The organism is Collinsella aerofaciens (genome assembly GCF_001405375.1).
In the GTDB taxonomy this organism is placed as follows: domain Bacteria; phylum Actinomycetota; class Coriobacteriia; order Coriobacteriales; family Coriobacteriaceae; genus Collinsella; species Collinsella aerofaciens_F.
Map to the genome: position 1 here is coordinate 83,151 of NZ_CYYP01000009.1, position 14,709 is coordinate 97,859.

At 45.9% G+C, this 14,709-nt stretch carries 13 protein-coding genes; 12 read left to right on the plus strand and 1 reads right to left on the minus strand.

The window, feature by feature from the left end; genetic code table 11:
- The first annotated feature begins 1 nt into the window (after position 1).
- The 8 genes from ARB25_RS05980 to ARB25_RS09790 all read left to right on the plus strand — a co-directional run bounded on the left by ARB25_RS05980 (position 2) and on the right by ARB25_RS09790 (position 9,182).
- The gene (locus tag ARB25_RS05980) at positions 2-826 is read left to right on the plus strand and encodes a LicD family protein (RefSeq protein WP_055286589.1); all 825 of its coding nucleotides are present in this window, start codon (positions 2-4) and stop codon (positions 824-826) included.
- A 3-nt stretch (positions 827-829) separates the two neighbouring features.
- Complete coding sequence (locus ARB25_RS10010; protein ID WP_156327693.1) at positions 830-2,074, plus strand: lipopolysaccharide biosynthesis protein; 1,245 nt, start codon at positions 830-832, stop codon at positions 2,072-2,074.
- A gap of 128 nt (positions 2,075-2,202) precedes the next feature.
- Positions 2,203-3,309, plus strand: coding sequence for a non-hydrolyzing UDP-N-acetylglucosamine 2-epimerase (gene wecB, locus ARB25_RS05985; protein WP_055286591.1), 1,107 nt, complete (start codon positions 2,203-2,205; stop codon positions 3,307-3,309).
- A gap of 300 nt (positions 3,310-3,609) precedes the next feature.
- Complete coding sequence (locus ARB25_RS09780; protein WP_082421898.1) at positions 3,610-4,314, plus strand: glycosyltransferase family 2 protein; 705 nt, start codon at positions 3,610-3,612, stop codon at positions 4,312-4,314.
- A gap of 1 nt (position 4,315) precedes the next feature.
- Positions 4,316-4,669: a DUF2304 domain-containing protein gene (locus ARB25_RS05995; RefSeq protein ID WP_055286595.1), complete on the plus strand. Its 354-nt coding sequence runs from the start codon at positions 4,316-4,318 to the stop codon at positions 4,667-4,669.
- A gap of 4 nt (positions 4,670-4,673) precedes the next feature.
- Entirely contained in the window at positions 4,674-5,468 is a 795-nt protein-coding gene (locus tag ARB25_RS09785; protein WP_082421899.1) for a glycosyltransferase family 2 protein, read from the plus strand.
- A gap of 213 nt (positions 5,469-5,681) precedes the next feature.
- Positions 5,682-7,223: a DUF2142 domain-containing protein gene (locus ARB25_RS06000; RefSeq protein WP_055286597.1), complete on the plus strand. Its 1,542-nt coding sequence runs from the start codon at positions 5,682-5,684 to the stop codon at positions 7,221-7,223.
- A 111-nt stretch (positions 7,224-7,334) separates the two neighbouring features.
- A complete protein-coding gene (locus tag ARB25_RS09790; protein ID WP_082421900.1) occupies positions 7,335-9,182 on the plus strand; it encodes a hypothetical protein in 1,848 nt (615 codons plus the stop codon).
- A gap of 132 nt (positions 9,183-9,314) precedes the next feature.
- Here the strand turns inward: ARB25_RS09790 and ARB25_RS06005 are convergent, their stop codons facing one another.
- Positions 9,315-11,786, minus strand: coding sequence for a glycosyltransferase family 2 protein (locus ARB25_RS06005; protein WP_082421901.1), 2,472 nt, complete (start codon positions 11,784-11,786; stop codon positions 9,315-9,317).
- Between the two features lie 156 nt (positions 11,787-11,942).
- Here ARB25_RS06005 and rfbA point away from each other — a divergent pair, with 156 nt between their 5' ends.
- From rfbA to ARB25_RS06025, 4 genes are all read left to right on the plus strand, one after another.
- Positions 11,943-12,842 carry a glucose-1-phosphate thymidylyltransferase RfbA gene (gene rfbA, locus ARB25_RS06010; protein WP_055286601.1) on the plus strand — a complete coding sequence of 300 codons (900 nt, stop codon included), beginning with the start codon at positions 11,943-11,945 and terminating at the stop codon, positions 12,840-12,842.
- Between the two features lie 95 nt (positions 12,843-12,937).
- A complete protein-coding gene (locus ARB25_RS06015; protein ID WP_055286603.1) occupies positions 12,938-13,375 on the plus strand; it encodes a DUF4869 domain-containing protein in 438 nt (145 codons plus the stop codon).
- 9 nt (positions 13,376-13,384) lie between these two features.
- Positions 13,385-14,359 (plus strand): hypothetical protein, encoded by a 975-nt coding sequence (locus ARB25_RS06020; RefSeq protein WP_070100749.1) that lies wholly within the window; start codon positions 13,385-13,387, stop codon positions 14,357-14,359.
- Between the two features lie 75 nt (positions 14,360-14,434).
- On the plus strand, positions 14,435-14,709 hold a 275-nt coding region (locus ARB25_RS06025; protein ID WP_156327694.1), incomplete at its 3' end, for a GDP-mannose 4,6-dehydratase.

Here is a 14,709-nt window from a genome sequence, read left to right on the forward strand (position 1 = left end):
AATGACGAATGAAATTCTTTCTTTTGATGCGGTGAAACACGAAGAACTGAAAATCTTGGTGGAATTTCACGATTTTTGTGAGAAATATAATTTGTGCTATTCGCTGTCGTATGGAACTCTAATCGGTGCCGTGCGTCATAAGGGTTTTATCCCCTGGGATGATGATATAGATGTTGTCATGCCGCGGAAGGATTACGATAAATTTCTTGGCCTTGTTCAAAGCGGTAGGTTCTCTCCGTGGCTTCGCGTTCAGGCTACAGAGATTGATGGGTATTTACCTTCATTCGCAAAAGTAATTAATCCTATGATCTCCGTTCGGACAGAGAGGGATCGCCCTTCAGTTCCAGAATGGCTTTGGATAGATGTGTTCCCAATTGACGGTATATCCGATTCAAATCTAAAGGCCACTATTATGTTTTATGAAGTGAAATTGCTTGATTTGATTTGTATTGTATCAAGGCTCAACTTCCATTATCCACATCCGATTAGCATGAAAATTCTCATGGCTATTTTTTATCCCATTTCGCTAGTGCTGCCTATAGAGAAATGGGCTTCCGAGCGTTTACATAAACTTTCAAGAAAATATGTTATTGGCGAAACAAAGAGAGCGGGACAAATCGGATGGGGGTTTGGTCTCAGGGAGGCATTTCCAAATAGTTATTTTACGGATGTAATGGATGCAGAATTTGAGGGCCATCAATTTAAAATCCCAACTCATTATGATGAGATGCTTACTCAGCTTTATGGCGACTATATGATCATTCCTCCTGCTGATAAACAGGTGTCTCATCAATTAACTGCATCAGTTAATTCAAGAACGGAGTAATTGTTGGGTTCCGATAAAGTTCTTTCGATAAAGTCTAATATTTTATGGAGTTCTATTGGCTCGATTATCGGTTTATCTTGCCAATGGTTAATAAGTGTGCTGGTGGTTCGCCTATCCTTTGGTTTTTCTGATGCTGGCTTATACTCGCTTTCGATGTCTGTCTATGGCATTTTTTTCCCAATTGCTCAATATAGGATGTATACATATCAAGTTTCAGATGTTAATGGGGAAAACACGGTAGGGGAGTATCTTTCCTTTAGATTACTAACCATACTTTTATCACTTGTTTTGACTTTTGCTTATTCGCTATTTACTTGTCGCCCTGTTTCCGTTTTCTGCATTTTTCTCTACGGCTTATATAAAAGCGCCAACCAATTGATAGATGTCCTTCATGCTGCTGATCAGCAGTTTTCCCGGATGGATTATGTTGGAGTCTCACTTGCGCTTCAGGGAGCCTTGTCTCTAGTTTTTTTCTGTGTTGCTTTATCTTGCTTTCGTTCGGTGCCGCTAGCTATATTTGCAATGTTTATTGCGGTCGTATTAGTTGGATGGTTTTACGATTTGCCACGAACTTCCGCGCTAACAAGCATTGTTGTTGGAATTAGCCGAAATAAGGCAAAGCGATTATTGATAACATGCTTGCCGGCTGTGGTTGCTGGCATAGCGGTTTCCGCGTCATCGTCAATTCCACGCCAATATTTATCTTCTGCATTGGGGGATTCTGCTCTTGGGGTCTACTCATCTATTGCGGCTCCTATTGCTATCATTCAAATGGGTGTTTCATATTTGTATAACCCCCTGCTCGGTTATTTCTCGAAAAGTTATTCAGATAAAGACAGGCGTTCTTTCTTTCGCCTATGCTTTGCCTGCTTACTTGGTGCGTTAATCATCGTCGTTGTGTTCGGTATTGGTTTTGAGGTGTTTGGAAATAGCTTATTTTCATTTGTATTTGGTGATGAAATACTACCTTTCATGTATTTAGTTCCACCTATGATAGCTTCTGCTGTTTTGACTGGTCTGATGTGGCTTGTCAATGATTTGTTGATTTCATTTAGGTATTTTTCGTATACCCTTGTTGCTGGCGTGTTGATGTTTATCGTTTCACTTAGTTCAATGAAGTATTCCGTAGAAGTATTCAATTTAAATGGTGTTACAGTGTGTAGCTTAATATCTTGTCTTTTTGGACTTGTATATATGGTTGTCGTATTGTCTATCTTGTTGAGACGTCATTTTAATAATCTCGTTTAATTGCATCATTTGATTTCAGGGCGAATTGCTCTCTCCCTGACTTCTCCCTCTGAATTATTTAAATGATTATTATTTGTTCGTAATGACTATATGTATTTCAATGGTTTTTTAAGGGGCTGGTTCTTGAAATGAAAAAGGTAATGCTAGTTTTCGGAACTCGTCCGGAAGCAATTAAGATGTGCCCACTTGTGAATGTGCTCAAAACTCATCCGGATGATTTCAGTACCGTTGTTGTCGTGACTGGTCAACATCGGGAGATGCTTGAGCAGGTTTTGCATGTCTTTAATGTGGAACCCGATATTGACCTAGCAGTCATGAAGCCTGGTCAGACTCTTTTCGATGTTACGTGTAACATTCTTCTTAAAATCAAGAAGGTTCTTGAGGGGGAAAGACCGGATGTCGTGCTTGTCCATGGAGATACCACGACAAGCTTTGCTGCAGCCTTAGCTTGTTTTTATCTGCAAATTCCGGTCGGTCATGTTGAGGCTGGTTTACGCACACATGATATTGGCAGTCCTTGGCCAGAGGAGTTTAACCGCCAAGCAGTTGACATCGTGAGTCAATATTATTTCGCACCAACCGAGGTGAGCAGACAAAACCTTCTCGATGAGGGAAAAAGACCCGATAAGATTTGGGTTACAGGTAACACGGGAATTGATGCACTTCATACTACTGTGGATCCGGAGTATTCACATCATGAGCTTGACTGGGCAAAGGGTTCTCGTTTGATTCTTATCACCGCACATCGCCGCGAAAACCTTGGTGAACCTATGCATCGCATGTTCCGTGCTATTCGTCGCGTAATGGAAGATTATCCCGATACCAAAGCTATATACCCTATTCATATGAATCCTCTTGTTCGCAAGGCTGCCCATGAAGAGCTAGATGGATTTGATCGACTGCATATTATTGACCCCCTTGAAGTATTTGATTTTCATAACTTTATGGCTAAAAGCTATCTGATACTTACTGACTCAGGCGGTATTCAAGAAGAAGCGCCAAGCCTTGGCAAGCCTGTTCTTGTCATGCGTGACACTACTGAGCGTCCTGAGGGCGTTAAGGCGGGGACTTTGAAACTTGTTGGCACAGAGGAAGATGTAATTTACAACGAGTTTAGCAGGTTGCTCTCGGATGTCTCAGAGTATGAAGCGATGAGTCACGCATCCAATCCTTATGGTGATGGCCATGCAAGCGAAAGAATCGCTTCGGTTCTTTCTGACGGTCATTTACGATGAGCCGTGCTAGTAGAATCTTAGCTATATTTGATTAAGCAACTCATCTGTTTAGTTCTTTTCTATAAGATTCGTGGCATTTGCAAGAGGGTAGATGCAGGACACTTTGCGGCTATCACAGTGGTCACTACGCCGACCACAGATTGTCGATGGTGTTAACAGCTATAGTGTTTATATGTTCTAGGGCTGTTGTGGATACTGTGTTGCCTATCATGCTAGCTCCTTGCATAACATGTTGTTCGTCTTGTTGGTGCTACTTTTACTTTTAGCTAAGGATAACGGGCTATCATTGAAAGGTTGTTCATGAGCAATCATTATAGGGTGCTAGTTATTGTGCCTGCTTATAATGAAGCTGAATCAATTTGTGCGACAGTTAAAGCCGTGATTGATTCAGGATATGATTATGTCGTGGTCAATGATGGTTCAACTGATAACACGCTTGAGATTTGTCATGCTAACCATCTCAATGTACTTGATCTACCGCAGAATCTTGGCATTGGAGGGGCTGTACAAGCCGGTCATAAGTACGCTAAAAAATATGGATATAACATCGACGTTCAGGTGGATGGCGATGGGCAGCATGATCCTTGTTTTATTTCCAGTATGGTTGAGCAGATTGAAGCTGGCTGTGACTTGGTTATCGGGTCTAGGTTTCTCGAGCGAACTGGGGGGTTTCAGTCTACGTTTTTACGCCGAGTGGGTATTTCATGGCTTACTAGGGTGATTAAAATGTGTACTGGTAAGTACATAGCTGATCCGACATCTGGATTTAGGGCCTGCGGACCGAAGGCTATTGACTATTTCTGTAATAACTATCCAGTTGATTACCCTGAACCCGATTCTATTGTCTCAGTGCTTGCTCGTGGTCTGTCTGTATCTGAGGTTCCCGTTGTCATGAAAGAGAGACAAGGGGGCTCATCATCCATTTCGGGCTTTTCGAGTGCCTATTACATGGTCAAAGTTACCCTTGCAATTATTATTTCCGCATGTTCAAAAACGAGGTGTTAAAGTGCCGGTAACCCTTCGCGTTTCTGTAGCAGCGGCCTGTATTTTACTCGCTGCATACGTAGTTAAGCTTATTGTGAGTGGCAGGCTCCAACTTAAGTATTCTCTATTGTGGCTGGCGTTGGTCCTAGTCCTAGTCCTGTCTGCTCTATTTCCGCAGCCCCTGTGTTATTTATCGTCGGCGATGGGGTTTGCCACGCCTTCCAATTTTATATTTGTTCTGGGGTTTGTCTTTGGAATCTTAATCATGCTTTCACTTAGTTTAATTGCCAGCAAACAGGCCGATGCGATTAAGAACTTAACTCAACGAGTTGCATTGCTTGAAAAAGATATCGAGAGCATTCTGAGGGATAAGTAGTTCTATGTTTACGTGTAATGATCATACATTCGTAGTTTGCGCCTATGGCGAATCACCGTATTTGAGCGACTGTATATCGTCTTTAATGAACCAGCAACAACCCAGTAGGATCCTTATCTCTACTTCTACTCCGAATAAGCATATTGAGCAGGTTGCTTCTAGCTATAACTTGCCTGTATTTATTAACAATGGGATGCCAGGGATTGGTCATGACTGGAATTGTGCAATTTCTCATGCTCAAACTCCATTGGTCACCATTGCTCATCAAGATGATCTGTATTCCCCTAATTATTCAATTGAAATGCTTCGCTCTGTTAACGCCTCCAATCATCCCCTGATCTTCTTTTCTAATTATGGGGAGATTCGTAATGGGGAATATGTCGATAACATCTCGATTCTTAAAGTGAAAAGAATAATACTAAGAAAATTCGCTCGAGTTGGTAATTCATCTATAGTCAGAGACAAGCGTCGGGCTTTGCGGTTTGGATCTGCGATTTGTTGCCCTTCGGTCACGTATGTTATGTCTAATCTCGAGACACCTTTGTTTTCGAGTGAGATGAAGTGTGACTTGGACTGGGAAGCGTGGGAGAGATTCTCGCGACTTGAAGGTTCTTTTGTTTATTCTCCCGAGATTCTCATGCGTCATCGAATTCACGAAGAATCTGAGACGACCTCCTTGATCCAAAATAATACACGGAGCTCCGAAGACCTTGCTATGCTTGAGAAATTTTGGCCTAAAAAGGTTGCGAAAGTAATTCATCGACTATATTCAGTCAGCATGAATAGCAACACTCTTTAACGTCTCTGTGTTGAACGTTTCCTCTGAGTCAGTTGGCGAGCGCTTCGTGTATGACTGAATTCGGATATTAGCCTCCGAAGTCGGATGCTACGGCACTGTTCATGCGTTGATATCATCGACGCAAGCTCTGAGAAAAGAATTAGCTTGTTGATATACTTGCTGCCACTATATTTAGTTGCGCTTATGTGAGTTTTGAAATTGAAGGATTCCAGCATGACGAGTTTTGTAAGATGTAAACCTGCTTTTCTTGCTTTTGCCGGTTTATTTGCAGTTTATTCAGTATTTTGGTACTTAAATAATCCTAGATTGCTTGTTCTGCTTACAATTGCGATTTCGTTAATTATAATTCTCGTACTCGGCAGCGTATTTGCTAGGGATAAGGATCGCCTACAAAGTGAGTGGGTATTCTTGGTACTGCTCATATCATTTTTAATCATATTCTGCTTTATATTCCCTCCGTTCACCGCGCCCGATGAGGGCCATCATTATTTTTCGACTTATTGGTTGGTTGATAGCCTTCCATTTAATGCCCATGTGACTAATGACGGTGCTTTTCTGGTGCGAGATATTGATTACGCGCTATACAATAGCCGCCAACCGGGCGATGCAATTAATTCAGCTTCATTTGATTCTGTTATTGATGGTTTTTCACTATTTGGAAATGGGCAGCTGGTTCCTTTCAGTGAATTTTCTTTTAGTGCCGGCGGCGAGAATATTACTGCAAAACTGGGCTCTATCATTGGCTTGCAGATAGGGTTGTTCTTTGGACTTGGAGCTTATCCCGCGTTCTATATGGGTCGAATTGGTTCGGCTCTCGTTTTTTGCTTCTGCGCTTTCCAGGCATTTCGAATCGCACCTAAAGGCAAATCGGTCATTGTATTCGTTTCATTGTTGCCCATGACGCTTCATTTGGCAGCTTCATATTCCTATGATTCTGGAATCATTGCTTATTCACTTCTGGTATTCGCATGTTTGATGCGCGGTTTTTTTGGCGAACAGCGGTCGATAGGCAAAAGAGAAGTCTTTATATATTTAATCATTTCGGTTCTTTTGGCTCCGTGCAAGGTTATCTATTCAGGGTTGATTTTACTTGGATTGTTCGTCCCTCTTTCGCAGTTCATTGATGAGAAGACCGGGCGTTTTAGCAGGTTCTTGTTGATCTTTTGCGTTATGCTTTCTGTATTGGCCTTACGTTTGGCATCGATGAGCAGCTTGGTTTCTCAGACTTCAGATTCCTCTCGGGGCCATGAAGCGGGGCAGTTATATTCGTTCGGCGATATTCTGCTGCATCCAAAGAATAGTTTCCTTGTTTTTTGTAGAACTCTCGACTCTCTAGGTGATTTCTATTGGGAAACGACTTTGGGCTATTCCCTTGGATGGCTTCAAGAGAACTTGCGTTTCCCTGCATTCTATATGATTCCTTATTTGTTTTTCGGGTTTATTTGCTGCCTTGACTCTAGTGATGAGCCTTCGTTTCTTGCTGCTCCTGTATCGTTTCTTTTCATTTTTGCTTTCCTTTTGGCTGCACTCGGTTCCATTGCATCAATGTGGTTGGCATGGACCTTCAACTATGAAAATGTAATACAGGGTGTTCAGGGGCGCTATTTTCTTCCGGCTTTACCAGCTTTGTTGTTTGGACTAAGAACACGATTATTTAGGTTCAACTCTACTTCCATTTCCGTTGTTACTACTGGCGTCTGTGTTATGAACTGCCTATATCTTATTCGTTTTATTAGCGTCGCCTCCTGTTTGTAGATTCATCTCGCGTGCAGTTGCTTTGGTAATTTCTTGTAGTTGGGGACTTCATCTCAGGGTTGACTAGGCCTGGTCTATCAAAGGCCAATTAGATTTTATGGGAAAAGTGTAATGTTGAGAAATCGTTATTTGAGTTTTATCGGTGTGGTCTGCCTTGTATCAATTTGTTTCATCCCTCTATTATGCCCCACGGTTGCTTTTTCATTACCCGAAGATTGTGCGGTTCTAGGCGCTGATATTTCTACAGATCAATCGGTACAGGGTCCAGTTGGGCCATCGGATAGTGATCGGTTACTTTCGGATTCAGTTAACTTCACAGCGTCTATCGATTTGTCGACATATGAATACACTGGTGATGCGATTACTCCGAGGGTGTCGGTTTTTGCTGATAGCGGTTTTATGCTTACATGTGGGACTGATTATGAAGTCTTATATGCGAATAATGTTGCACCTGGCTGTGCTGATATAGCTGTAAATGGGCTAGGGGATTACGCTGGCGCTACCACCCGGTTGTCGTTCCAGATTGTTCGCTCTTCTGATAGCAAAATCGCTCTTCCTGGTTCTTGGGTTTACGAAAACGGTAAATGGTGGTGGAGATATGAGGCCGGTGGTTGGCCGTCAAACTGTTTTCTGACTATTGGGGGAGCTGAATATTATTTTGATTCCGAAGGCTACGCAGCTACTGGCTGGAGATACCTGAGTGATGGATGGCACTTATTCTCTGAATCCTGTGCGCATTTGAAGGGATGGGCTGCCACCGGCGGTCACTGGTTCTTCCTTGACGAAACATCAGGTTCAATGAAGACCGGCTGGGTTTTAGACAATCATAACTGGTACTATTTGGACTGTTCGGGCGCTATGCATACTGGCTGGCTGCTCCTTGGCAATACTTGGTATTGGCTTGAGCCTTCCGGATTAATGGCTACAGGCTTTAAACTTGTGGACGGCAGTTTGTATCATTTCTCTCAATCTGGATCCATGAACACTGGTTGGTTTGTTAATGATGGGACATGGTATTGCGCCAATGCTTCTGGAGCGATTCGTACAGGATGGTTTTACTTTGATTCTAACTGGTATTTGCTTGATTCCAATAATAATGGCGCCATGCTCGAAGGATTTCAGTCTGTAAATGGTAATTGCTATTATTTGGATTCGGATGGTGGCGGCGCATTAGTGTGCAACGCCTGGGTCTTCTCGCAAGATGGAAACGCATATTATGCGTGCAGCAGCGGCGCAATTGTGTTATCGGGTGTCAAGGACAGCGTGGGCGCAATTAAGCTCAACGACGCTGAAGGAAAGCCTATAGTAGGCTGGTATTGGTCTTCCGCGGCTCAGACGTGGTTTTACACAGATTCAAACGGGGTGCTACAGCACGGTTGGCAATTAATTGGCGAGAGGTGGTATCACCTCGACAACGAATCTGGCGTTATGAATACAGGCTGGTTCCGCGATGACGACGGGCTATGGTATTACCTTATGTCGTCAGGTCAAATGGCAACCGGCTGGAACAGTATCGATAATGGCGAGTATTTCTTTAATGTAGCTGGTGCTTGGGTAGAGCCCGAACGTTCTGCTTGTACTTCCTCTCAGTCTCAAATTGTTAGCCGCTGCTACAACGTTCCTTCTCCTGGAGTGGGATTGTGCTCGGAGTGGGTTAGCGAGGTTTTTTATCCCGTGCTAGGGTCTTATCCCAACGGTGACGCATGCGACATGTTCTGGAATTGGTGTCATAGTCGAGATATATCGCAGCTTAAGGTTGGAATGATTGTTGCGGTCCCTACTCATACGCATACTAATGCGGGGGCTCGCTGGGGACACATTGCCATTTACGTCGGTAACGGTCTGGTTATGGATAACATCGGCTACATTAGGACGACATCACTGGCCTGGTGGCTGAACTACTACCACACTACCGCTACGCCTCAGTGGGGCTGGGTTTTAAATACGCCTTTGGAATAAGATGCTCTCTGACTGTCGAGTGGAGGACAACTTATCACAATAGGGGAATCGAGGGTTAATCCTCGATTCCCCTATCTAGCTTAGACACACGCTAATTTGCCGTGATTGAATAAGAGAAGAAACGCCAACTTCTTATAAATGATAATAACGATTCGCAGGTTCCCCAACGGTAAAGTTTGGATTCATATAGGGATCGCCTTCGACGTAATGCTTAGCCCAGCGATAATTCATGTACGCGACCTCTTTGTGGAAGCGAATCTGCTTCTCCGTATTGTTTTCAACGCCTCTAGAAATCGACTCGTAGTGATAGAGCTCGACTTCGGGTGTGTATACGATCAGATCATTGATCTCGCGAAGCTTTAAGCAAAAGTCAACATCATTAAATGCAACTTGAAGCTCTTCCGTGAAACCTCCGACTTTCTCATATTCGCTACGCTTGGTCATTATGCAAGCTGCAGTGACGGCGCTGAAGTCTTGTTGTGCATCGTTGAGTGCAAAGTAGCCCCAGTTATCCTTTGGCATGCTTTGGCAAAGATGTCCTGCCACGCCACCAGTGACGCATAGGCCCGCGTGCTGAATGGTGTTGTCGGGATAGTAGAGTTTTGCACCAACTGCGCCAACATCCTCACGTGCGCAGATGCCAAGCATTATCTCAATCCAATTGGGCGTAATTACCTCAGTATCGTTATTCAACAGCAAGAGATAGTTTCCTTTGGCGTGAGCCACGCCAAAGTTCATGAGCTTGGAGAAATTGAATTCGTGTTCCCAAATTACAAGACGAACGATATCAGGATATTTTGCTTGCAACTTATCGTAATAATCAAATGTTGCCTTTTCCGTGCTGTTGTTTTCGATTATGACAAGCTCGTAATTGTCGTACGTTGATTTCTCAACAATTGACTTAATGCAGTTGTCCAGAATGTCTGCGTGGTCTTTAGTTGGAATGATAATTGACACGAGTGGATGGGAATCTGGCACAGCGTAGGTTACTTTATATGTAAAGGGACGACGCGCTTGTTCGACCTTCGCATTGAGCCCAAGCCTGTCCAAATGACTCTGGACCGCTTTGATACCTGCGATAGTGGCATACGGCTTGCTATCGGCATTTGCTGCGGTGGAGGTCTCGCTTAGGCGCCAGTGATATAGAACCTTTGCAACATGATGAACTTTCCTTGCCTTTTCCACGGCGTGGAGAGTCAGATTATGATCCTGTGCTCCATCGAACTCTTTCGTATTCGGTTCTAGAGTGTCAAGCAGAGACTTACGGATGGTAAGCATATGGCAGATATAGTTATTGTTTCTGAGCAGATCGATATTGAAATCCGGCTTAAAGAACGGCTGTGCTAGCATTCCATCGGGCATGAGTTTATCTTCATCACAATAAAGAAGATCGACGTCATCATTGTTTTCAATTGCCTCGGCATATGAGAACAACAAGTCCGGTTCAAGAATATCGTCATGGTCAAAGAAGCTAACGAAATCACCCGAAGCGATGGCAACGCCGGCGTTTGTGTTTTCGGAAATGCCCTTATTCTCGGTAAGGTTAATTGATTTAATTCTGTTGTCGTGGGCCGTCTCCTGCTCAACGCGAGCCTTTAGTTCCTGATTGTCAGGACTTGCATTAACTAGGATGAGCTCCCAGTTTGCATAAGACTGGTTTTTTACGGATTCGGCCATATCGTTAAAGAACGAAATGGGTGTGTTGTATAGAGGGACAATAATGCTGAACTTCGGAGCGCTGTTGAAGACGATTTTTCTCTGCTTCTCCAGAGCGCCGATAGTTGCCTTATGATCCGTGAACCATTCGGGGTATTCAGGGTCAAACTGCGCATGGGTAAAGAGAAAGTTGGTCTCCTCAAGAAGCAAGCCTAGCTTATCGGGTGTTAAGCAGTCGAATGCACTGAATGATGGGTGATTTTGATCGTCAATAATAAAGTAGTAACGATCGAACGCCTTTGGCATTCGAATTGAGAGCTGCGTTTCAAGCTGCTTTTTCTCAGACGTAAATCCAACGCTTGTTACATTCGAGCCGAAATTGACGATGCTCAAATTAACTTCATTAAGGGTTCGATCGAAACAACGAAGTTTGATTTGCGAGTCGCTACGATAAGGAGTTCTCACCGTGCACCTAAGGATATAGTCGCTTGAATCTTCGATGCACTGCCAGAAATCAATCGTTGCCATGTCAAACTCTGAAACGTCATCGTAGTTTCGGAGTTTGCTGCACATGTCAGGTTTAATTTTGTAGTTAAGGCGCGACTCCCATTTGATGTTCTTGCAATTGAGCGAAAGGGAGTCGCTGCTCAGGGTGCGACCGTCTTGGCCGATTTCGCTAAACTCAATTTTGATGGTGCGAGCATCGGGATCGGGGACTACAAGGACGTATGAGTTCGAGTCACAACTATTGTCCCGGAATTTTAGGAGGGATAAAGGTGAGCGGCGGTTATCGTCTGTAGCCGCCTGGGCTGTTACGCTGGAGCCTTTATGGATGCCTTCAATCTTAAGCTGCTGGTAGATTTTCCAGTTTCCTCTGCATACTCCGGTTGTTTCGACTCGCATTGTTTGCCTTTCGTTTGTTGGACACTGCTCATTGTACTTTTTCATTTGTTGCCTCGCTAGAAATGCAGAAAGAGTTGCGTGTTTCTGCTGTCCGATTTAAATAAGAAGACGGGGAGGTTGCTGCCGGTGCGTATAATTTAATTAACTATGCATCTGTAATCAGCGGCTTTTGCTCAACGATTGTCAATCGAGAGGATTTTTATGAAAGGCATCATCCTCGCCGGCGGGTCCGGCACCCGCCTATACCCGCTCACGCTCGTGACCTCCAAGCAGCTGCTGCCGGTCTACGACAAGCCCATGATTTATTACCCGCTGTCCACCCTCATGCTGGCGGGCATCCGGGACATCCTGGTCATCTCAACGCCGACCGACCTGCCCAACTTCGAGCGCCTGCTCGGGGACGGCTCGCGCTACGGCGTGAACCTCTCCTACGCCGAGCAGCCGAGCCCCGACGGCCTGGCGCAGGCCTTCACCATCGGCGAGGACTTCATCGCCGGCGAGCCGTGCGCGCTCGTGCTCGGCGACAACATCTTCTACGGCAACGGCCTGTCGCGCCACCTGACGCGCGCCGTCCTAAACGCCGAGTCGGGCCGCGCCACTGTCTTCGGCTACCACGTGGACGACCCCGAGCGCTTCGGCGTCGTGGAGTTCGATGCGCAGGGCCGTGCCGTCTCCATCGAGGAGAAGCCCGAGCGCCCCAAGAGCTCCTACGCCGTCACCGGCCTGTACTTCTACCCGGGCGACGTCGCCGCCAAGGCGCATAGGGTGGAGCCCTCGGCCCGCGGCGAGCTGGAGATCACCACGCTCAACCAGATGTACCTGGAGGAGGGGACGCTGTCCGTGGTGACCCTGGGCCGCGGCTACGCGTGGCTGGACACCGGCACCATGGAGAGCCTGCACGAGGCCGCGGAGTTCGTCCGCGCCGTGGAGCACTCCCAGGACCTGCCCGTGTCCGTGCCCGAGGAGATCGCCTGGGAGAACGGCTGGATCACGACCGCCGAGCTGGAGGAGGCCGCCAAGGCCTACGGCAAGTCGGTCTACGGCCAGCACCTGAAGAAGGTCGCCGCCGGCGAGATCGTCAACAGCCCGCGCGAGTACTAGCGCAAGCTTGTTTTCTTTCAGGGGTCACCGTTTATCTGGTGGCCCCTTTCGTTATGATTACGTTGACCATAAAGACAATATGATTGGGAGTGGATGTGTTAAGCGTCTACTTTGGCGATATGCCAGAAGCGATTTACAACACAGCGACATATTTCAAAAACTCTTACCTGTCTTCTTGGATTACGGATCCCTATGCAGTCTCGATAATTAAAGATGTCGATCGATCGGTTGTTGTCTCCGAAAACGTCATCGAAAGCCCTGTGCTTGGATCCATCTCCCCACTCCAGCTTTCTGGTGGCGTGAAAACGCTGCTGCTTATGAGATTTGATCGTAAGCATATTTTTAACGCTTCTACCTGTGGTGACAACTGTGCCAAGTGGATTCTCGACATGGCGAAAGACCGCAAGCTCGTTGTGAATCTCTATCATGTGATGGACTTTGGCCGCGAGGATTTTAAAATCAAAGTCGTGAACAGCGGCCGAATCGTTCATAACATGGCCGAATTGATTCACGAGTCGATTCCGTATCTGTAGGTGCTGCTTATGAACGGTTCGCATCTTGTTAAGATTTCCCGCCGTAGGGGAACCAAGTACACATTTACCATCAAGCGGAACATCACTATTGTGCGTGGCGATAGCGGCACGGGTAAGACGACGCTGTTTGACATGGTCGCAGACTACATGCGAACGGGCGAGCAGTCGGGCGTTTCCTTGCAATGCGATTGTCCCTGTGTCGCCCTGACCGATTATGATTGGCGAAACCAGCTTTCGTCCGTTCATGACTCGATTGTATTTGTCGATGAGGGCTTAAAAGAGATCCATTCTGATGAGTTTGCCCATCATGTGCTGTATTCCTCGAATTATTTCGTGCTGATCTCAAGGGCTGATTTCCCCAATCTTCCGTATAGCGTGGATGAGATTTACAAGATTAAGACGAGCGGAAAATACCATTCTTTCGTCCCTGTTTATCAAGATCGCGGGAATCATCGTTATGCTATTTCCCGGTCGGCGCCAAAACAGGACTTTTCTATCCTTCTATGCGAGGACAGTAAGTCTGGTTTCCAGTTCTTTGAACGGCATTTCGCTGACAGTGAGCTTACCTGTACTTCGGCCATGACGAACAGCGCGATTTTGCGCTGGTTGGATCAGCATTTCGACGATCGCGTGTTTGTTGTTGCGGACGGAGCGGCATTTGGGTGCTATGCGGACCGCGTCCTTAAGCTGCAAGACATTCACCGCGATTCTGTTACGGTTTGTCTTCCCGAGTCGTTCGAATGGCTTCTGCTGAGCTCCGGCGTAATTTCAGGGCTAGATGTTAAGACGGTTTTGGAAACCCCAGAAGCCTTTGTAAACAGTGAGAAGTTTAAAAGCTGGGAGGATTTCTTCTATAAGTACTTACGTGAAATAACTGGGGATTCGGTTTTTCACTACGACAAAGACTGCATTCCGGAGGCGTTTTGTACGGGAGGTAATTCTGCGAAGGTTATGGCTCTTATCGCATGCCGAAATGTCCGATAGTTTTGTTGAATAGTGTCGCGTCGTCACTTCCTGCGGCATACTAAAGAAGCTGTACATGCTTCAGATTGGATTTTCATGTCTGAGATTTTTGAACCCAAGAACATCATCGTCACGGGCGGCTGCGGCTTCATCGGCAGCAACTTCGTGCACTACGTCGTGGACAACCACCCGGACGTGCACGTCACCGTCCTGGACAAGCTGACCTACGCCGGCAACCCCGAGAACATCGCGGGCCTGCCCTCCGACCGCGTGGAGCTCGTCATGGGCGACATCTGCGACGCCGAGCTGCTGGACAGGATCGTCCCGGGCCACGACGCCATCGTGCACTACGCCGCAGAGAGCCACAACGA